General features: G+C 68.1%; 16 protein-coding genes. 3 read left to right on the forward strand and 13 right to left on the reverse strand.

Annotated elements, in window-relative coordinates; all coding sequences use genetic code 11:
* The first annotated feature begins 16 nt into the window (after window positions 1-16).
* Both LU699_RS05575 and LU699_RS05580 read left to right on the forward strand, forming a co-directional pair.
* Window positions 17-1,327 carry an ABC transporter permease gene (locus LU699_RS05575; RefSeq protein ID WP_232134148.1) on the forward strand — a complete coding sequence of 437 codons (1,311 nt, stop codon included), beginning with the start codon at window positions 17-19 and terminating at the stop codon, window positions 1,325-1,327.
* Window positions 1,324-1,632: a hypothetical protein gene (locus tag LU699_RS05580; RefSeq protein WP_232134147.1), complete on the forward strand. Its 309-nt coding sequence runs from the start codon at window positions 1,324-1,326 to the stop codon at window positions 1,630-1,632. The genes LU699_RS05575 and LU699_RS05580 overlap by 4 nt, the downstream gene beginning before the upstream one ends.
* 195 nt (window positions 1,633-1,827) lie before the next feature.
* Here the strand turns inward: LU699_RS05580 and LU699_RS05585 are convergent, their stop codons facing one another.
* Window positions 1,828-2,445, reverse strand: a complete 618-nt coding sequence (locus tag LU699_RS05585; RefSeq protein WP_232134146.1) for a nucleotidyltransferase family protein — start codon at window positions 2,443-2,445, stop codon at window positions 1,828-1,830.
* A 176-nt stretch (window positions 2,446-2,621) separates the two neighbouring features.
* On the opposite strand from LU699_RS05585, the gene LU699_RS05590 reads away from it, so the two are divergent.
* Entirely contained in the window at window positions 2,622-3,686 is a 1,065-nt protein-coding gene (locus tag LU699_RS05590) for an alpha/beta fold hydrolase (protein WP_232134145.1), read from the forward strand.
* Window positions 3,687-3,711: 25 nt separating this feature from the next.
* On the opposite strand, the gene rarD is transcribed toward LU699_RS05590, so the two are convergent.
* From rarD to mrdA, 12 genes are all read right to left on the reverse strand, one after another.
* Entirely contained in the window at window positions 3,712-4,623 is a 912-nt protein-coding gene (rarD, locus tag LU699_RS05595; RefSeq protein ID WP_232134144.1) for an EamA family transporter RarD, read from the reverse strand.
* Window positions 4,620-5,558, reverse strand: coding sequence for a drug/metabolite exporter YedA (yedA, locus tag LU699_RS05600; protein ID WP_232134143.1), 939 nt, complete (start codon window positions 5,556-5,558; stop codon window positions 4,620-4,622). Before yedA ends, rarD begins: the two co-directional genes overlap by 4 nt.
* A gap of 335 nt (window positions 5,559-5,893) precedes the next feature.
* Window positions 5,894-8,086: a carboxy terminal-processing peptidase gene (locus LU699_RS05605; RefSeq protein WP_232134142.1), complete on the reverse strand. Its 2,193-nt coding sequence runs from the start codon at window positions 8,084-8,086 to the stop codon at window positions 5,894-5,896.
* 394 nt (window positions 8,087-8,480) lie between these two features.
* Window positions 8,481-9,488: a lipoyl synthase gene (lipA, locus tag LU699_RS05610; RefSeq protein ID WP_232134141.1), complete on the reverse strand. Its 1,008-nt coding sequence runs from the start codon at window positions 9,486-9,488 to the stop codon at window positions 8,481-8,483.
* 253 nt (window positions 9,489-9,741) lie between these two features.
* Window positions 9,742-10,413 carry a lipoyl(octanoyl) transferase LipB gene (lipB, locus tag LU699_RS05615; protein ID WP_232134749.1) on the reverse strand — a complete coding sequence of 224 codons (672 nt, stop codon included), beginning with the start codon at window positions 10,411-10,413 and terminating at the stop codon, window positions 9,742-9,744.
* Window positions 10,383-10,850: a BLUF domain-containing protein gene (locus LU699_RS05620; protein WP_232134140.1), complete on the reverse strand. Its 468-nt coding sequence runs from the start codon at window positions 10,848-10,850 to the stop codon at window positions 10,383-10,385. Before LU699_RS05620 ends, lipB begins: the two co-directional genes overlap by 31 nt.
* Before the next feature lie 22 nt (window positions 10,851-10,872).
* Window positions 10,873-11,151, reverse strand: coding sequence for a DUF493 family protein (locus tag LU699_RS05625; protein ID WP_232134139.1), 279 nt, complete (start codon window positions 11,149-11,151; stop codon window positions 10,873-10,875).
* Window positions 11,152-11,353: 202 nt separating this feature from the next.
* Entirely contained in the window at window positions 11,354-12,595 is a 1,242-nt protein-coding gene (locus tag LU699_RS05630; RefSeq protein ID WP_425491032.1) for a D-alanyl-D-alanine carboxypeptidase family protein, read from the reverse strand.
* A 55-nt stretch (window positions 12,596-12,650) separates the two neighbouring features.
* On the reverse strand, window positions 12,651-13,988 hold the full coding sequence (locus tag LU699_RS05635) for a septal ring lytic transglycosylase RlpA family protein (protein WP_232134138.1): 1,338 nt from the start codon (window positions 13,986-13,988) through the stop codon (window positions 12,651-12,653).
* Window positions 13,985-15,115 (reverse strand): lytic murein transglycosylase B, encoded by a 1,131-nt coding sequence (gene mltB / locus LU699_RS05640; protein WP_232134137.1) that lies wholly within the window; start codon window positions 15,113-15,115, stop codon window positions 13,985-13,987. Before mltB ends, LU699_RS05635 begins: the two co-directional genes overlap by 4 nt.
* 83 nt (window positions 15,116-15,198) lie before the next feature.
* Window positions 15,199-16,308 carry a rod shape-determining protein RodA gene (rodA, locus tag LU699_RS05645; RefSeq protein WP_232134136.1) on the reverse strand — a complete coding sequence of 370 codons (1,110 nt, stop codon included), beginning with the start codon at window positions 16,306-16,308 and terminating at the stop codon, window positions 15,199-15,201.
* Window positions 16,305-18,362 (reverse strand): penicillin-binding protein 2, encoded by a 2,058-nt coding sequence (gene mrdA / locus LU699_RS05650; RefSeq protein WP_327058875.1) that lies wholly within the window; start codon window positions 18,360-18,362, stop codon window positions 16,305-16,307. Before mrdA ends, rodA begins: the two co-directional genes overlap by 4 nt.
* Window positions 18,363-18,364 lie beyond the last annotated feature (2 nt).

The following is an 18,364-nucleotide window of genomic DNA, read 5'->3' on the forward strand; positions in this document are numbered from 1 at the left end:
ACCGGATCGGACCGACATGAAAAGCCCACGGCTCTGGAACCTGCTGTCGATCGTCGCGCTCGTCGTCGGCCTCGCGGTGTGGGTGCTGCTGCCCTGGTACGGCGTGCTGGCAATCGCGGTCGCCATCGCGCTGTGGCTGGTGCTCACGCGCGGCGGCCGGCTGGCGCTGGCAGCGGCGCGCATCGGCATCAGCAGCCTGCCGCAGCGCTGGGGCGCGTCGTCGGTGATCGTGGTCGGCATCGCCGGCGTGGTCGGCGTGCTGGTGGCGATGCTGGCGATGGGCGAAGGCTTCAAGGCCACGCTCAACAGCACCGGTGACGAAACCTCGGCGATCGTGCTGCGCGGCGGCTCGCAGGCCGAAACCAATTCGGTGATCACCCGCGACCAGGTGCCGCTGATCGGAACGCTGGCTGGCATCGCGCGCGATGCGCAGGGCCGCCCGCTGCTGTCGCCGGAGCTGTCTCAGGTGGTCAACCTACCGTCGAAGGCCGACGGCACCGACGTCAATGCGCAGTTCCGCGGCGTCGGCGAACTCGCCTGGGCCGTGCACGACAAGGTGCAGGTGATCGAAGGCCGCAAGTTCGCGCCGGGCCTGCGCGAGATCGTCGTCGGCCAGGGCGCGCGCAGCCAGTTCCGCGGACTCGAGGTCGGCAAGACGCTCAACCTCGGCAACCAGCAGTGGACCGTGGTCGGTGTGTTCGCATCCGGTGATGCTCACGATTCGGAACTGTGGACCGACGGCGAAACGCTGGCGTCCACCTACAACCGTGGCGCTTACCAGTCGATCACCGTGCGCACCGACGGCACCGCCGGCTTCACCGCGTTCAAGACCGCGATGGATGCCGACCAGCGCCTGAAACTCGATGTCTCGACGACGCGTGCCTACTACGGCAAGCAGTCCGGTCAGCTGGCGACGCTGATCAATGTGCTGGGCACGGTGATCGGCGCGATCATGGCGGTCGGCGCGGTATTCGGCGCGCTCAATACGATGTACGCCGCGGTCGCGGGCCGCGCACGCGAGATCGCAACGATGCGCGCGATCGGCTTCCGTGGCCTGCCGGTGGTCGTCGCGGTGATGCTGGAGACGATGTTGCTCGCGCTGCTCGGCGGCCTGCTCGGCGGCCTGCTCGCGTGGAGCATCTTCAACGGCTACAGCGTCAGCACGCTGGGCAGCAACTTCAGCCAGGTGGTGTTCCAGTTCAAGGTCTCGCCGGAACTGCTGTGGAACGGCCTGAAGTGGGCGCTGGGGATCGGTCTCGTCGGCGGCCTGTTCCCGGCCCTGCGCGCCGCGCGTTTGCCCGTCACCGCGGCGCTGCGCGCGACATGAGTGCCGCATCGCCCGAAACCTTGTCGAACGCCGACATCGCACGCGAAATCCAGTCACTACAGAAGCGCGCGTTCGAACGCTACGAAGATGCCGCGCTGCGCGCTGAAGCCGATCCCGCGCGCGCCGAAGTCATCTACGCCCAGGCCGAACGCGACACCGCGCCGTGGATCGCGCGCGCCACCGCACTCAACGACGAACGCGTCGCGCGCTATCAGCGCCGCGCGAAACGCTGGCGCAATGCGGCGATGGTGATGGGCGTGGTGGGCGCGGTGTTCGTAATGTGGATGATGTCGCGCGCGGGTTGATTGGCGAAGACGTTTTCACTCAGAGCATTCCCAGCACGACCCCGAAGAAACGGATGGCGCTAGCAGCGACGCTTAGAGCCCCTCTCCCCACGGGAGAGGGGTTGGGGTGAGGGACCGACGCTCGCGGCAGAGTGATCTCGATCAATCAAACGGATGGGTTTCGCTGCGCTCTACCCATCCCACGTCTCTTCTCGCTTAAACCCCGCGATCCAGCAACCCGTCCGCCAGCGCCTGCGCCACGTCATCCGACGTGTCGATGTCCTGCGCCAACGAAGGCGCCTGCAACTGGAACAGATCCTCTTCCGGCAACGCCGCCAGCAACGATCCGAATCCACGATCCCCTTCCAGCGCATCCACCTGCGCGAACAGCGTGTGCGACAGCACCGCCGGCGCGCCAGGGCGCTCCCCGTGCATCACCGCCGCGCAGCCCGAACGCACACTGCGCGAGCCGTCCAGCAGCGCGCGCAGGTGCAGCGCGTTGAGCGCAGGCTGATCGATGCCGGTCACCAGCACCGGCCCGCGATGTGCCTGCAACGCGCGCGATGCGGCGACGAGGCTGGCGGACAGGCCTTCGCGCCAGTCCGGCACCTCGTGCAGTTCGACGAAGCCGTGCGGCGACGGCGCGAGCTCGGCGGCGACCGCGTCGTGATACGCGCCGAGCATGACCACGAGCCGGCAGGGATGCGTTTCCGCGACCAGCCGCACGACGCGCGCGACCAGGCTTTCGCCGTCGCGGCGCAGCAGTTGCTTGGGCCGGCCCAGACGCGTGCTGCCACCAGCGGCGAGCACGATTGCGGCATGCGCGGTGGTCATCGGCAAAGTCCGGCGTGACAGATCGACATGGCCGCACTGTGCCAGAAGGCCGGTGCAGCGACCGGCTCACGCCGATGAACGGCGACCGTCTGTCATGCAGCTGTCATCGCAGTGCGATAGCGACGCCTGGCGCAGCGTCGCTAGTCTGCGCGGCCGCCTCGCCTCCGCCCGCTGCCATGCTCCGCCTCGCCGCCCTCCTCGCCGCTTGTCTGCTCGTCGCCGGATTCTCGTCGTGGCCGGGCATGGCGAATTCGCTGGCGTCGAAGCTGGTCGCGCCGCCCGGTGCATCGCCGTTGCTGCAGACCGATCGTGTCGAGGCCGCATTTGCGCGGCTGCCGAACCGCAGCGGACACGTCACCACGAGCGAAGGTGTTTCGATGTTCTGGCGTGCGCTCGATCCGGGTGATTACGGCATGGACTACGCGTGGACGCGACCGGCCGATGATCCGCACGGCGTCGACTTTTCCCTCGATTTCCACGCGCCGTCCGCGCCGTCGGCCACGCCGCGCGGCACCGTCGTGCTGCTGCACGGCTGGATGATGGATGGCGGCTCGCTGTTGCCGTGGTCGATCGCGCTGGCGGAAGCCGGCTATCGCACGATCACCCTGGACCTGCGCAACCACGGCCGCTCCGGGCATGCGCCATCGGGCTACGGCACGCGCGAGGCAGGCGATGTCGTCGACGCGGTCGCCGCACTACGCGAGCAAGGCGAAATCGCCGGCCCGCTGCACGTGTTCGGCGTGTCCTACGGCGCGGCGACGGCGCTGTTCGCGGCGGCTGATCCGCGCCTGCAGGCCGAGCGCGTCGTCGCGCTGGAATCCTTCGACAACGCAGGCGCCGCGATCCGCGACATGGTGCCGCACATGCTCGACGAAGACGGCGGCAGCTGGCACGCGCAGCTCACGCGGCGCTGGCTGCGCTGGCGCATCGACGCCTCGGTGCTGGACGCAGCGATCGTGCGCGCGGGCGACACGCTGTCGTTGCCGCTCGACGGCGTCGATGTCGGTGCCGCACTGGCCCAGGCGCCGGCTTGCGTGCTGCTGGTGCACGGCGACGCGGATCGCCACGTGCCGGTCGAACATGGCCGCGCACTCGCGGCAGCCGTGCCGGGTGCGCGTTATCTGGAACTCGCCGGCGAAGACCACCTCAGCCTGCCGATGCGGCTCGACCGTCTCGCGCCGACCGTCGTCGACTGGTTCAACGCACCGGCCTGTCCGCAGACCGCGCTCGCTGCACGCTAGAGCCGGATGCGAGATAGCGGCGCGGTTACGCCTGCTGCGCGACGATCCGCCGGCGCGACTGCAGATAGCCGTCGACCGCGAACACCACCAGCCCGACCCAGATGAAGCCGAAGCCGACCGCGCGGTCGATGCCGAAGGCTTCGCCGAAGAAGAACACGCCCAGCAAGAGTTGCAGCGTCGGGCCGATGTACTGCAGCAGGCCGACCACGGTTAGCGGCACGCGGCGCACCGCATAGGCGAAACAGATCAACGGGATCGCGGTCAGCGCGCCGCCGAGCACCAGCAGCACGTCGGTCCAGCCACCCCAGCGCAGCGAGAAGAAACCGCCGCCGCCCTGCGTCTCGAACCACACCAGCGCGAGCAGCGCAGGACCGAACACGAACAGGTTCTCGACGCCGAGTCCCTGCACCGCTTCGACCGCGGCGAACTTGCGGATCAGTCCGTACAGCGCGAACGACGTCGCCAGGCACAGCGCGATCCACGGAAAGCTGCCGTAGTTGAATGTCAGCCAGGCGACGCCGCCGCCGGCCAGCGCGACCGCGATCCACTGCGGCAGCGACAGCCGCTCGCGCAGGAACACCACGCCGATCACGACGTTGAGCAGCGGATTGATGAAGTAGCCCAGGCTCGCTTCGACCACGTGGCCGCTGTTGACCGCCCACACGTACAGCGCCCAGTTCGCCGCGATCAGACAGCCCGACATCGCGAGCATGCCGGCGAGCTTCGGTTGCGCCAAGATCTCGCGCAGCCAGCCGCGGCCCTGGCGGATGGTCAGGAACGCCGCGACCAGAATCGCGCACCAGATCGAGCGGTGCAGCACGATCTGCAGCGACGGCACGTCCCGCAACACGTACCAGTACAGCGGCATCAGGCCCCAGATCACGAAGGCCGCGACCGCGATCCACAATCCGCGGCGGCTCTGTGCGGCGTCGATCATGGATCCTCTCCGGCGATCGCTGCGGCCGGTGTCGGCACCGGCTTCTTCGCGCGCGCGCGGCCCAGCGTGATCGCGACGACGGCGACCAGGATCACCGCCATCGCGCCGAGATCGTTGACGTGGAAGCGCTCCGAGGCGAGCCACGCGCCGAGCAGCACGGCGATCGCCGGATTGACGTAGGCGTAGCTGCCGGCGAGCGTCGGGCGCACGTTGTGCAGCAGCCAGACGTAGGCGGTGAAACCGATGATCGAACCGAAGGACGCGAGATACGCGACCGACAGCGTGCCCTTGAGCGTCGGCAGCTCATGGAAGCGTTCGCCGATCAGCAGGCCCACCGCGAGGATGATCACGCCGCCGGCGAGCATCTGCGCCGCGGCCGCCATGAACGGCGACGGCAGATCCCGGCCGCGGCTCCACACCGAACCGAAGGCCCAGGCCAGCGGCGCGATCAGCAGGGCGATCAGACCGGTCGGCGTCGCGGTCAGCGAGCTGCCGGCGTTGAGCCACAACACGCCGGCGAAACCGACTGCGAGGCCTGCCCATTCGACGCGGGAGGGACGATCACCGCGGATCGCTGCGAACAATGCGATCCAGATCGGCGCCGACGCGACCGCGACTGCGGCGAGACCCGATGACACGCTCTGTTCGGCGATGCAGACCATGCCGTTGCCTAGACCGAGCAGCAGCACGCCCATCGCCAGCAGGGTCTTCCACTGGTTGCGCGTCGGCGCCGGCACACCGCGCAGGCGCAGCGCCGCGTACATCAGGCCACCGGCGACGATGAAACGCATGCCTGCCATCAGCAGCGGCGGATAGCCGCCTTCGAGGGCGAAGCGGATCGCGAGATAGGTCGACCCCCAGACGAGATAGACGGCCGCTAGCGCCAGCGCGATGGCCAGGACCGAGGCGGGACGCGACACCGGCGCGACGCTCATGGAGGTTCCGAAGAAAAAGACGACCGCGGATGCGGGAGCGGAATTCTACGCCCGCGCCCCGTTGCACGGCTGGAACGGTGGTGTTGCAGCGGTGCGGCAATCGGGAGAAGTACGAGGAGCTCTCGGAGCCCCTCTACTCCGTCATTCCGGCGAAAGCCGGAATCCATCTTGATCTTCGCGATGTCTTCGCCGCCCGCGAGCAGCCGAAAGCAAAATGGATTCCGGCTTTCGCCGGAATGACGGTATCGGGGTGCCGAAATCCCGTGCGGACGCCCCGACAAAAAAAAGCCGCCGCGATCATTCGCGGCGGCTTCGTCTTGAAACGTGTCAGCGGATCAGCGCGCCCAGCGGCCCGGCGCGGTCGACACCGGCAACACCGTCGCCGACAGATCGCGGTCGGCGTTGAGCAGACGCACCGCATCGGCCAGGATCGCCGCTGATTCGCGCAGCAGCGGATCCGGGCGTTCTTCGGCCGCCTTTTCCAGACGGTTCTGCTGGGCGATTGCACGCTCGTTGGCCTGCAGGCCGTCGTCGTCCGAATCCTCGGCCAGCGGATCGAGTTCCAGACCCAGCGCCCGACGCTCTTCCTGACGCACCTGGCGCTTCTCGGTCTGGCGGTCACGCTCGGCGCGACGCTCGGCCTCGTTGAGCGACACGAACTTCTTCTCGCGCTCGGCGCGGAATTCGGCGATGTCCTCGGCCCACCAGACGAATTCCTTGTCGGTCGCGACGCGCGTGTCGTGCAGCTGCTCGAGGCGCGGCAGCAGCGGCGCGAAATCGCCGTACTGGGTGTGCGGCACCGCGGCGATGCGCGTCCACGGCAGGGCGTTGTCGTAGGTGCTTTCGCCGAATTCGGTCGCATCGACCGTCACCGGGAAATGGATGTCCGGCTCGACGCCCTTGTTCTGCGTGCTGCTGCCGCCCGGCAGGAAGAACTGCGCGATCGTCAGCTTCACCTGGCCGAAGCGCTTGGTCTCGTTCGCCGGCCAGCGGTCGAGGTCGACCAGGTTCTGCACCGTGCCCTTGCCGAAGGTGGTTTCGCCGATGATCAGGCCGCGGCCGTAATCCTGGATGGCACCCGCAACGATTTCCGACGCCGACGCCGAACCGCGGTTGATCAGCACCGCCAGCGGACCGTCCCAGGCCACGCCCGGTTCGCGATCGCCCTGCACGCCGACACGGCCGCCGGATTCGCGCACCTGCACCACAGGGCCCTGGTCGATGAAGAGACCGGTCAGTTCGACCGCCTCGTTGAGCGAACCGCCACCGTTGTTGCGCAGATCAAGCACGACGCCATCGACCTTCTGCGTCTTGAACGCTTCGAGCAGGCGCGCGACGTCGCGCGTCGCCGACGCGTATTCGCCATCGCGGTTACGGCGGCCTTCGAAGTCCTGGTAGAACGCCGGCAGCTTGATCACGCCGATCTGCTTCTCGCGGCCGCCTTCGGTATCGGCCGGCAGCTTGAGCGTTTCGGCCTTGGCCGCCTGCTCTTCCAGACGCACGCGCGCACGGGTCAGCGTGATGCGCACCGGCTCGCTGTCGAGCGTGGCCTCGGCGGGAATGACGTCCAGGCGCACCTGCGTGTCCTTCGGACCCTTGATCTTGTCGACCACGTCGTCGATGCGCCAACCGATCACGTCTTCCATCGGGCCGTTGGTGCCTTGGCCGACGCCGACGATGCGATCGCCCGGCTTGAAGCGGTTGCTGATCGCAGCGGGACCGCCAGCGATGACCTCGCGGATCACCACCACGTCGTCCTGCTTCTGCAACTGCGCGCCGATGCCCTCGAGCGACAGCGACATGCTCTGGTTGAACAGACGCGCCGCACGCGGATTGAAGTAATCGGTATGGGGGTCGATCGAACCGGTGTAGGCGTTGAGGAAGCTGCTGAAGGCGTCTTCGTCGTTGAGCGCGGCGACCGTGTTCGCGGTGTTGAGGTAGCGACGGTCGAGCGTCTTGCGGATCTCGTCGTCGGCCTTGCCGGCGAGCTTCAAGCGCAGCCAGTCGTTGCGCACCGACTGGCGCCACAGGGCGTCGAGCTCGGTGGAATCGGCGGCCCACAGCGCGTCCTCGCGGTCGTATTCCCAGCGATCGCTGCCGCTGAAATCGAAGATGTCCTGCTTGAGCAGTTCGCGCGCGCCGGTGATGCGCTCGTTGACGCGCTGCTTGTAGAGCGCGAAGACCTCCAGCGCAGGAGCCACATCGCCGTCGCGGACGGCTGCGCCCATGCCTGCGCGCAGCGGTTCGAAGCGGGTGATGTCCTGCTGGGTGAAGAACAGCTTGCCGGCGTCGAGATTCTCGAAATAGCGGTCGAAGATCTCGCCCGACAGGCTCGCGTCGAGCGCGCGCGGCCGGTAGGCGTAGCGGCTGTCGGACAGCAATCCGTAGACGAGCTTCGATGCGGCCACCTGGTCGGCGTTCGGCGTCATCGGCACATTGGCGATGGCGTCGGGCCTGGCCATCAGCGCGAGCGGTACCGCCAGCGCGAGAGCGATCAGGGAGCCGGAAACGACGCGGGAAGCTTTCATGCAGGGTCCTGGATTGCGGATGCGGTCATCATGCGACATGCCTTCGAGCGTGTCGCGTGAACAGACGTGTCGACAGTGCCGAAAGTTGCACGTTGCATGCAATCGACTGTACGGAAACAGGATGAATCAACGCTGCGTTCATCGCGGCGTCAGTCGCAGGAGGCGGATCGGAAGTCCCGGCGAACACAGCCGGGGTTATCGATTATCCCGGACGCGCGTGACCTTCCGGAGACGGAGTGCCCAAGGGACAGGAAAAAGGGAACACGTCTGGAATGATCCATGACGCCCTGCCCTCACCCGACGCGCTTTGCGCGTCGACCTCTCCCAGAGGGAGAGGTGCAGCTCTTCTGCGGTGCCGAACTACAACGCGGGTCGGGCAGTATCCGAACCGGAATCAGGCAGCTACGCCGGCGTCCATCGCCTGCTGGTCGGCGTGGTACGACGAGCGCACCAGCGGGCCGGAGGCAACGTGGCTGAAACCCAGTGCCATGCCGTAATCCTCGAGCGCGCGGAACTCTTCGGGCGTCCAGTAACGCAGCACCGGATGGTGGTGCGCGCTGGGCTGCAGGTACTGGCCGATGGTGACCATCTCCACATCATGCGCACGCAGGTCACGCAGCGTGCCCTGCACCTGTTCCATGTTCTCGCCGAGGCCGAGCATGATGCCGGACTTGGTCGGCACGTCCGGATGCTGGGCCTTGAACTTCTTCAGCAGGTCGAGCGACCACTGGTAATCCGCGCCCGGGCGCACGTTGCGGTAGAGACCCGGCACCGTCTCGACGTTGTGGTTGAACACGTCGGGCGGGTTGGTCTTGAGGATCTCCAGCGCGCGCTCCATGCGGCCCTTGCCGCGGAAGTCGGGCGTCAGCACTTCGATGCGGATGTGCGGCGACTGCGCACGGACTTCGCGGATGCAGTCGACGAAATGCTGGGCACCGCCGTCGCGCAGATCGTCGCGGTCGACCGACGTGATCACGACGTACTTCAGGCCCATGTCGGCGATCGTGTTCGCGAGGTTCAGCGGCTCGCTCGCATCCGGCGGCTTGGGCCGGCCGTGGGCGACGTCGCAGAACGAACAGCGGCGCGTGCAGACCTCGCCGAGGATCATGAAGGTCGCGGTGCCGTGGCCGAAGCATTCATGGATATTCGGGCAGCTGGCTTCTTCGCAGACCGTGACCAGACGGTTCTCGCGCAGCTTCGCCTTCAGCGCGGCCACCGCGCCGTTGGACGGAATGCGCACGCGGATCCACGACGGCTTGCGCAGCACGGGCGCATCGGCGAACTGCACCGGCGAGCGCGCGATCTTATCGCCCGCCACCTGCTTGACGCCGGTCTGAAGCGACGCCGGCGGCGGGGTGGACACCACCTGCAGCGGGATCGATTTGTCGACGGAAGAGGACATGGCGGCCAGGACTGCGGGCGGAGGGTCATTGTAGGCCCCCGGTCCGGCACTGTCTTGCCAGGCGCCGGGGACGCTGCGTGTCATTCAGTGGGCCAGGCGCGTGAGCGGCAGAAATCGTCCGGACTGCAGAGCCCGCTGCCCGGTCCATTTTCCGCCAGCTTTTGACCCGTAGCACCACTACGGGCCTGCAAGCCGACGAAAATCTGGCCTAGCGCAGCAATTTTCGTCTCGAACATGTCCACCGCCCACGCGCCTACAACACCGGCGGCGGCCCCGCGGTCATCGACAGTCCGAACTGCGCGGCCAGATTCTCGAGCAGCATGGGTGCCACCGCGTCGGGCGAGGACGGCCCGCCGAGATCGCTCAACGACACCACCTGCAGGCCTTCGTAGCCGCAGGGATTGATGCGCTGGAAGGGTTCGAGATCCATTACGACGTTGAACGCCAGACCGTGGAAGGTGCAGCCGCGACGCACGCGGATGCCGAGCGCGGCGATCTTGGCGTCGTTGACGTAGACGCCCGGCGCGCCCTCGCGGCGCACGGCTTCGATGTTCCAGTCGCCGAGGGTGTCGATGATCGACTGTTCGATCCTGCAGACGTACTCGCGCACGCCGATCTTCAGCCGCGGCAGGTTCAGCAGCGGGTAGACCACGAGCTGGCCGGGGCCGTGATAGGTCACCTGCCCGCCGCGATCGACCTGCACCACCGGAATATCGCCGGGCGCGAGCACGTGTTCGGGCTTACCGGCCTGGCCGAGGGTGAACACCGGATCGTGCTCGACAACCCACAGCTCGTCCGTGCCGTTCGCGCCGCGCGCATCGGTGAAGCGCTGCATCGCGCGCCACACCGGCTTGTAGGGCTGCCGGCCGAGCTGACGAACAATCGCCGGCGTACTCACAGCACCCGCTCCATGACGCGCGCGCAGCCGAGTCCGCCGATGGGGACCGGCGCGCCGTGCAAAAAATCGCGCATCGCCGCGGCGACACGATCGCTGCGCGCGCTTTCGAGCAGCGCCAGCGCCTGGCTGTCGGTTTCGAGCCCCTCGAACTCAAGCGCTTCCCCGTCCAGCGGTGCCTCGCACCAGGCCATGTGCGAGCCGGGCAACAGCGGCGCGGTGCGTTCGGCGCGGACCATCAGACGTACCTCGCAGTGGCGTGGATCAGAGGCGATGCGCGCATACAGCGCATCGACCGCGGCAGCCGGGCCTTCGAGCAACTGCATGAACAGCCCGTCCTGCCACAGCAGCATGCCGCCGATGCCGTGACGCGCGTTGAAGGTGCGGGCCTGTAACAGCAGACGCGCCATGTCCGGCCCGGTGAACTCATGCAGCTGGCCGCTGCGATAGAGCAGCTGGCGGATCATGCGCGGCGTCCCGATCGATGTGTTACAGCGTCCACTTCACTTCGGGATGGTCGCGCAGGGCCGCGTGCGCGGCGTCGTACTGCTCGCGCGATTCGGCACGGATGCTGAGCTTGATCGACACGTACTTGCCGCCGCTCGACTCGCGCGCGGTGACGGTTTCGTGGAGCACGGCGATACCGGCTGCGGTCAGCAGGCGCGGGATCTCGGCATCGAGTCCGGCAGCGGCCGGCCCCATCGCGGTGATCTCGAAGACGCCAGGAAACTGGAAGCCGTGGTCGGGGTTGTCGGAGGAGATGTCCATCGCGGGATTATCGGGGCAGAGGTCGCCGAACCCAAGCGGTGGATACAGCAAATCCAATGACACCTCTCCTTCTGGGAGAGGTCGACGCGCGCAGCGCGTCGGGTGAGGGCCGGGGCAGTACGCGGACGGCTTCAACAGCACCCTAATCCGCCCTTCGGGCACCTTACCCCAGAGGGGGAAGGGTTTGACGAAGCACCCGCTCTTAGGCGTTCCACCACATCAGGAACTCGTGCCACAGGCGCTTGAAGAAACCGGCTTCTTCCACCGCTTCCAGCGCGACCAGCGGACGCTCGGCGATGACCTTGCCGTCGAGTTCGACGCGCACGGTGCCGATGGCCTGGCCCTTTTCGATCGGGGCTTCCAGCGTCTGCGGGATGTCCATCGACGGCTTGAGCTGCGCGTACTTGCCGCGCGGCATCGAGACCAGCATCGGCTCGGCGACGCCCAGCTGCACTTCGTTGGTCTTGCCCTTCCAGACCTTCTGCGTCGCGACGGCCTTGCCGGCGTCGTAGACGGCGTGGGTTTCGAAGAAGCGGAAGCCCCAGTTGAGCAGCGCCAGCGAATCGGTGGCGCGCTGTGTCTCGCTGGTCGAGCCCATGACCACCGAGATCAGACGCTGGTCGCCGCGCAGGGCCGACGCCATCAGGCAATAGCCGGCGCCGCTGTGGTGACCGGTCTTGATGCCGTCGACGCTGTCGTCGCGCCACAGCAGACGGTTGCGGTTGTGCTGGGTGATCGGCCCGACGGTGAATTCCTTGATCTTGTTGTGCGCGTATTCCTCAGGGAAGTCGCGCACCATCGCGCGGCCGAGAATCGCGAGGTCGCGCGCCGTCGAGTAATGCTCCGGGCCCGACAGGCCGGTCGCGTTCTCGAAGTGGCTGTTCTTCATGCCGATGCGCGCGGCGTAGGCGTTCATCAACTGGGCGAACGCTTCCTCGCTGCCGGCGACGTGCTCGGCCAGTGCGATCGCGGCGTCATTGCCGGACTGCACGACCATGCCGATTTCCATGTCCAGCAGTGGCGCACGCTGGTTGACCGGGAAACCGCTGTAGCTGCCGTCGGTACCCGCGCCGCCCTTGCGCCAGGCGTTCTCGCTCATCAGCACCTGGTCGTCAGGCTTGATCTTGCCGGCGGCGAGCTCGGCGGCGATCACATAGCTGGTCATCACCTTGGTGATGCTCGCCGGCTCGACGCGCTCGTCCGGATTGTCGCCCGCCAGCATCTGGCCGGTGGCGAAATCCATGACGATCCAGGCGGTGCCGGTAATGGTCGGCGGGGGCGGCGTCGGCAGGTCGTCGCTGAGCGCGGGCGCGGCGGCGGCAGGCGCGGCAGGCCGGGGCGCGGGCTGCGGCGTAGGCGCGGGATCCTGCGCGACGGCGATACCCACCGTGGCGGTGGCCAGCGCGGCCAGCAACATGCGCGAAACGACTACGGACACTTTCATGTAATGCACAACTCCGGGGAACCGGCCGCGTCGACCGGCGGTTGATGGACAGGATTCAATCGCGGACGACGGTGGGCGCGCCGAAGCCGAGGCCGGCGACGCGCGAGGACACTTCGGCGACCTGCGTCGCTTCGACCGGGCCCACGCGCAGGCGCCAGACCGGCTTGCCGGCGGCGGTGCCGTCCTGCAGCTGGGCCGCGGCGATACCGGCGCCGCGCAATGTAGCGAGCGCGCGTTCGGCGTTGGCGCGGGCGCCGAAGGCGGCGACCTGCAGGGTCACGCCGCCCAGGGCGGCAGCGGCGGTGCGCACGGGCGGAGGCATCGGCGTTGGTGCGGTCACGGCAGCCACTGCAACCGGTGCGGCGGCCGGCGTCGCAGCCGGTGTCGCTGCGGGCTGCGGATGCAGCGGCACCTGACGGCCGTTCTCGAGCTTGATGCCGCGCGAGGCGAGCCAGGCGTCGAAATCGTCCGCGGTCATGACCTTGCCGTTCTGATACATGTTGAAGCGACCGTTCGACGCGTCGCCCTGCGGTGCGGGCGCGGGGCGCTCGCCGGCCTGGGCACTGGCGATCGGCAGGGCCTCGACGATCGCGTCCATCGCGCTGGCGGCTGCCGTGGTCGTGGCTGCGGGCGCGACCGATGCGGTGGCGGTCGCGGGAACAACCGTCGGACGCGGCGCAGGCGCGCTGGCGACGGCGTCGTAATCGTTGCGGGCGTTCTCGCCCGGGCTCAAAGCGCGTACTTCGACGCGACCCGTGCCGGCAGGATGGATACCGATCTTCACCGCCGCGGCGTAGCTCAGATCGACGACGCGGCCTTCGTGAAACGGGCCGCGATCATTGACACGCACGACCACCGATTTGCCGGTATCGAGATTGGTCACGCGCGCGAAGCTCGGCAGCGGCAGCGACTTGTGCGCGGCGGTGAACGCGTACATGTCGTAGACCTCGCGGTTCGAGGTCAGGCGGCCGTGGAACTTGGCGCCGTAGTAGGACGCGGTGCCGGTCTCGGCGAATTCGCTGTGGTCGTCGAGCACGCGATAGCTCTTGCCCAGCACCTGGTAGGGGCTGCGGTTGCCGACCGGCGAACGCGGCAGATCGACGACCTCCGGCTCCGGAATCGCGTCGACGTTGGGCAGATAGTCGGGAAGGCTGTCAGGCACGCCCGGGCGGTACAGGCCGCCGGCGGTGTAATGGCCCCGGGTGTTCGGGTCTTCCTGCGCGGGCGCATACGGCGAGACGCCGCGTTGGCCCGATGCCGGCCGGTGCGTGCTGCCGCCGTGTGCCGGCGCCGAGACGGTACTGCCTGCGGCAGGCGCGGCGCCACGCTTTGCATTTCCCGCGCAGCCCGCCAGCAGGGCCACCGACGCCAGCGGCAGCAGCCATCGGATCACGGACCGACCCCGGCCCGGATCGCCTGTGCGAGCTGGTGCACCGACAGCGAGTACATCGGCGATCGGTTGTAGCGGGTGATCACGTAGAAGTTGCGATACGCCAGCCAGTACTCCATGCCGGCCTCGCCATCGAGCGACAGCAACGTCGCGCCTTCGCCGGTCGGCTGGCCGGGCGCCGGCGTGTAGCCGCGCTTCGCCAGATCAGACAGTGGATACACCGGATCCCAGTTCTCGGGCTTGAAGTCGGCCGCCGACGCAGCGCGCTGTGCGCGGGACACGACCGGGCCGCCACGCTGCCAGCCGTGCACGACGAAGTAATTGGCGATCGACGCAAAGACATCAGGCTTGTGGGTCAGCAAGTCGCGGCGGCCATCGCCGTCGCCATCCTTCGCCCACAGGCGATAGCTCGACGGCATGAACTGGCCCATGCCCATCGCGCCGGCGTAGCTGCCCTTGAGTTCCAGCACATCGAGCTGCGGCTCGGCCTTCTCCAGCGCGAACAGCTGCGCGAGTTCGCCGGCGAAGAACGGCGCACGCGGCGCGTAGTCGAAGGACAGCGTGTACAGCGCGTCGATCACCTTCCAGTTGCCGGTGATGCGGCCGTAGCTGGTTTCCACCCCGATGATCGCGACGATGTACTCGGCCGGCACGCCGGTGTCGGCGGCCACGCGATCAAGCGCGGCGCGGTTCTCGCGGTAGAACGCCACGCCGCCGTTGATGCGCGCGTCGTTGATGAAGATGGGTCGGTAGTCGCGCCACGGACGCACCGCTTCGGCCGGGCGGCTGATCGCGGTGAGGATCGCCTGCTGCACCTGCGCCTTCGACAGCACGCTGCGCACGTGCGCCGGATCGGCGCCGTAGGTCTGCACGGTGTAGTCGACGAAGTTCTCGACGCGCTGCGCGCGTGGGATCGCCGGATCGGTGACCGAGGTCGGCGCGACCGGGCGTTCGGGTGGCTGCGGCACCGGCGCCAGCAGGGCGCCTTCAGCGCGCGCAGGCTCGGGCAGCGGCGTCACCGCACCGTAGTCCTCGGCATGGCCATCGGACGGGTTAACGGGTGTCGCACACGCTGCCAATGCGAACGGCAGCGCGGCCACGGCGAGTCGGAAAAAAGGGCGTCGGCTCATCGGCGGCGAGGTTAGCACGCACGTGCGCGCGGCACGCAGCGTTGCGCGGGCGCAGTCAGGGCCGGTAAGGATTGAGATGTCGCTCAGCGGCGCCGCGTCGCACTCGCCTGCACGGCCATCACCACGCCGAAGCCGGCCAGCAGCGAGACCGCCGCCGTGCCGCCGAAACTCAGCAGCGGCATCGGCACGCCGACCACCGGCAGCAGGCCGGAAATCATGCCGCCGTTGACTATGACGTAGACGAACAGCGCGAGGCCCAGGCTGCCGACCAGCAACCGCGAGAATCCATCGCGCGCCTCGCTGGCGATCCACAGGCAGCGGCCGACGATGAACAGGTACAGGCCCAGCACGACGCTGACGCCCAGCCACCCGAATTCCTCGCTCAGCACCGCGAAGATGAAGTCGGTGGTGTGCTCGGGCACGTAATTGAGATGCGACTGCGAGCCATCGCCCCAGCCCTGCCCCGAGAAACCGCCGGAACCGATCGCGATCTTCGACTGGATGATGTTCCAGCCCGTGCCCAGCGGATCGGATTCGGGATCGAGGAAGGTCAGGATGCGGTCCTTCTGGTACTGCTGGAAATACCAGAACCACGCCGCCGGGGCGGCCACCGCGAACGCCGCGGCGCCGCCGATGAACCACCACCACGACAGCCCGGCCAGATACAGCGCGAACACGCCGCCCGAGGCCACCAGCACCGCGGTGCCCAGATCGGGCTGCAGCAGGATCAGGCCGGTCGGGAGACCGATGATCGCAGCGGTGATCGCGATCGTGCCCAGCCGCGGCGGCGTGGGCTGCTGGCCCAGCCACCAGGCCGCCATCATCGGAAGCGACAGCTTCATCAGCTCGGCCGGCTGCACGTAGAACACGCCGAGATTGAGCCAGTGCTGACCGCTGCGGCCGGTCCCCATGAACAGCACGGCGATCAGCGGCAGCAAGGATGCGACGTACGCAGCCGGGGTGAAACGACGCAGCTGCACGGCGGGAATGCGCGACAACACCCACATCGCACCGAGACCGATGACGAAACGGCTGCCCTGCGACGCGACCATCGCGACGTTCTGGTTGGTCGCGCTGTGCAGCACGGCGAGGCCGATGCACATCAGCGCGACCAGCGCGGCGAGCAGCGGCCAGTCCAGCGTGCGGGTGAAACGCTGAAGCATCTCCAGCAGCCAGCGCAGGATCACGTTCATGGCGTCGGCTCCGTCGGCGGTGCGGCGTTGTTCACAGGCGCAGGCGACGCGGTCGGCATCACGCCCGGGAACTTGCCGTTGGCATCGCGCGGCGCGGTGCGCACGCCGGCGACCACCGCTTCGAATGAGGGCTCGGGTGCGAGGTCGGCCTCGGGCACGATCGCGGCCACCGCGGCCGGTGCGCCGGTGGCGGCGTCGATTTCGACTTCAGGCATCTTGCCGAGCAGCCAGGCATCGAAGATGCGGCGCGCGATCGGTGCCGCCGTGCTGCCACCGTAGCCACCGTGTTCGACGGTGATCGCGACGGCGATCGTCGGGTTCTCGGCCGGCGCGTAGCCGACGAACAGCGCCTGATGGCGCAGGTGATACGGCAGGCTGCGCGGGTCCATGCTCGCGCTGCCGCGGCGACTCACGCGCTGCGCGGTACCGGTTTTGCCGGCCATGCGGTATTCGGCGCCGATCGCCATGCGCGTGCCGGTGCCGCGGCCGTGGATCGTGGTGACCATGCCTTCCTGCACCGCGCGCAGATGCGCCGGGTTGTCGGTGATCGACGTCGACGCCGGGCGCGGGACCAGACGCCACGGCGCGTCGAAACCGTCGCGGCGTTCGTTGGCCAGATGCAGCGTGTTGAGTTCCCCGCCATTGGCGATCGCCGCGGTGCCGCGCGCGAGCTGCAGCGCGGTCGCGATCCAGTAACCCTGACCGATGCCGGCGATCACCGTTTCGCCCGCGTACCAGGGCTCGCGCGTGCGCGATGCCTTGAAGCGCGGCGACGGCACGATGCCGGCGTTCTCGCCGAGCAGATCGATGCCGGTCGGCTGCCCGAAGCCGTAGCGCGTCATGTACTGGTCGAAACGCTCGATGCCCATCTCGTAGGCGAGCTGGTAGTAGTAGTAGTTCACCGAACGCGCGATCGAATCGCGCAGGTCGGTCCAGCCGGCACCGCGCGCGGCATCGCGATAGCCGCGGCGTTGCCCGGGAATGAAGAACTCGCCAGTCGAGAACACGCGCGATTCCGGCGTGCGCAGCCCGCTGTCGACACCGGCCAGCGCAACCAGCGGCTTGATCGTCGAACCCGGCGGGCCGCCGCCGAGCACGTTGCGGTTGAACAGCGGACGCGCGGGATCGTCCATCAGGCTGCGGTAGTCGTCATGCGAGATGCCGTTGACGAACAGGTTGGGATCGAAGCTCGGCAGGCTGACCATGCCGAGGATGTTGCCGGTCGCCGGTTCCACCGCGACCGCCGAGCCGTGCAGACCGCCGAAGGCCAGCACCATGGCCTGCTGCAGATCGGCGTCGACGCTCAGGCGCAGATCCGCGCCGGCGGTCGCCGGCAGCAGGCCGAGCCGGCGCAGCGCGCGTCCTTCGACATTCGTCTCGACCTGCTCGTAACCGATCTTGCCGCGCAGCGCCTCGTCGTAATACCGCTCCAGCCCCGTGCGTCCGGTCTGCGGATACAGCAGATGCGCCTGGCCGTAGCGCGTGACGTCGCTCTCGTCGGTGCGGCCGACGTACCCGACCACGTGCGCGAACAGATCGCCGTAGGGGTAGTAGCGGTTGAGATACGGCACCACTTCGACGCCGGGGAAACGCCAGCGGTCGAGCGCGAAGCGCGCCATCTCGTCCTCGCTGATGCGCAGCTTGAGCGTGACCGCGCGGAACCCGCGCTGCGCCTTGCGCTCGCGGTCGAAGCGCGCGATGTCGTCAGGCGACAGCGCGATGATCCGCGACAGCTCGCTGATCAGCTGACGCGTGTCGCCGGCTTCCTCCGGCGTGACTTCGAGGCGATACGCCTGTTCGTTCTCGGCCAGGATGCGGCCCTTGCGGTCGAGGATCAGCCCGCGCCCCGGCACCACCGGTCGCGGCTTGATGCGGTTGGCTTCCGAGCGCTTGGCGTAGATGTCGTGGTCGATGACTTGCAGCTTGAAATACCAGCCGGCGAGCACGCCCAGCGCGATCACGACGGCGCCGAATCCGATCACCGCACGCGTGCGGAACGCGGCGGCTTCGGTGGCGTTGTTGCGGATATCGGGACGGCGACCGCGTCTGGCCATGG

Origin of the sequence: Luteimonas fraxinea, assembly GCF_021233355.1 — a bacterium.
Lineage (GTDB): Bacteria > Pseudomonadota > Gammaproteobacteria > Xanthomonadales > Xanthomonadaceae > Luteimonas > Luteimonas fraxinea.

What these genes read in the sequence shown, in the direction of transcription:
- LU699_RS05605 (WP_232134142.1), bottom strand. Translation starts at nt 8,086, where the DNA reads ATGAAAGCTTCCCGCGTCGTTTCCGGCTCCCTGATCGCTCTCGCGCTG.
- LU699_RS05585 (WP_232134146.1), bottom strand. Translation starts at nt 2,445, where the DNA reads ATGACCACCGCGCATGCCGCAATCGTGCTCGCCGCTGGTGGCAGCACG.
- rarD (WP_232134144.1), bottom strand. Translation starts at nt 4,623, where the DNA reads ATGATCGACGCCGCACAGAGCCGCCGCGGATTGTGGATCGCGGTCGCG.
- LU699_RS05575 (WP_232134148.1), top strand. Translation starts at nt 17, where the DNA reads ATGAAAAGCCCACGGCTCTGGAACCTGCTGTCGATCGTCGCGCTCGTC.
- mltB (WP_232134137.1), bottom strand. Translation starts at nt 15,115, where the DNA reads ATGAGCCGACGCCCTTTTTTCCGACTCGCCGTGGCCGCGCTGCCGTTC.
- LU699_RS05625 (WP_232134139.1), bottom strand. Translation starts at nt 11,151, where the DNA reads ATGGACATCTCCTCCGACAACCCCGACCACGGCTTCCAGTTTCCTGGC.
- yedA (WP_232134143.1), bottom strand. Translation starts at nt 5,558, where the DNA reads ATGAGCGTCGCGCCGGTGTCGCGTCCCGCCTCGGTCCTGGCCATCGCG.
- LU699_RS05620 (WP_232134140.1), bottom strand. Translation starts at nt 10,850, where the DNA reads ATGATCCGCCAGCTGCTCTATCGCAGCGGCCAGCTGCATGAGTTCACC.
- mrdA (WP_327058875.1), bottom strand. Translation starts at nt 18,362, where the DNA reads ATGGCCAGACGCGGTCGCCGTCCCGATATCCGCAACAACGCCACCGAA.
- lipA (WP_232134141.1), bottom strand. Translation starts at nt 9,488, where the DNA reads ATGTCCTCTTCCGTCGACAAATCGATCCCGCTGCAGGTGGTGTCCACC.
- rodA (WP_232134136.1), bottom strand. Translation starts at nt 16,308, where the DNA reads ATGAACGTGATCCTGCGCTGGCTGCTGGAGATGCTTCAGCGTTTCACC.
- LU699_RS05590 (WP_232134145.1), top strand. Translation starts at nt 2,622, where the DNA reads ATGCTCCGCCTCGCCGCCCTCCTCGCCGCTTGTCTGCTCGTCGCCGGA.
- LU699_RS05580 (WP_232134147.1), top strand. Translation starts at nt 1,324, where the DNA reads ATGAGTGCCGCATCGCCCGAAACCTTGTCGAACGCCGACATCGCACGC.
- LU699_RS05630 (WP_425491032.1), bottom strand. Translation starts at nt 12,595, where the DNA reads ATGAAAGTGTCCGTAGTCGTTTCGCGCATGTTGCTGGCCGCGCTGGCC.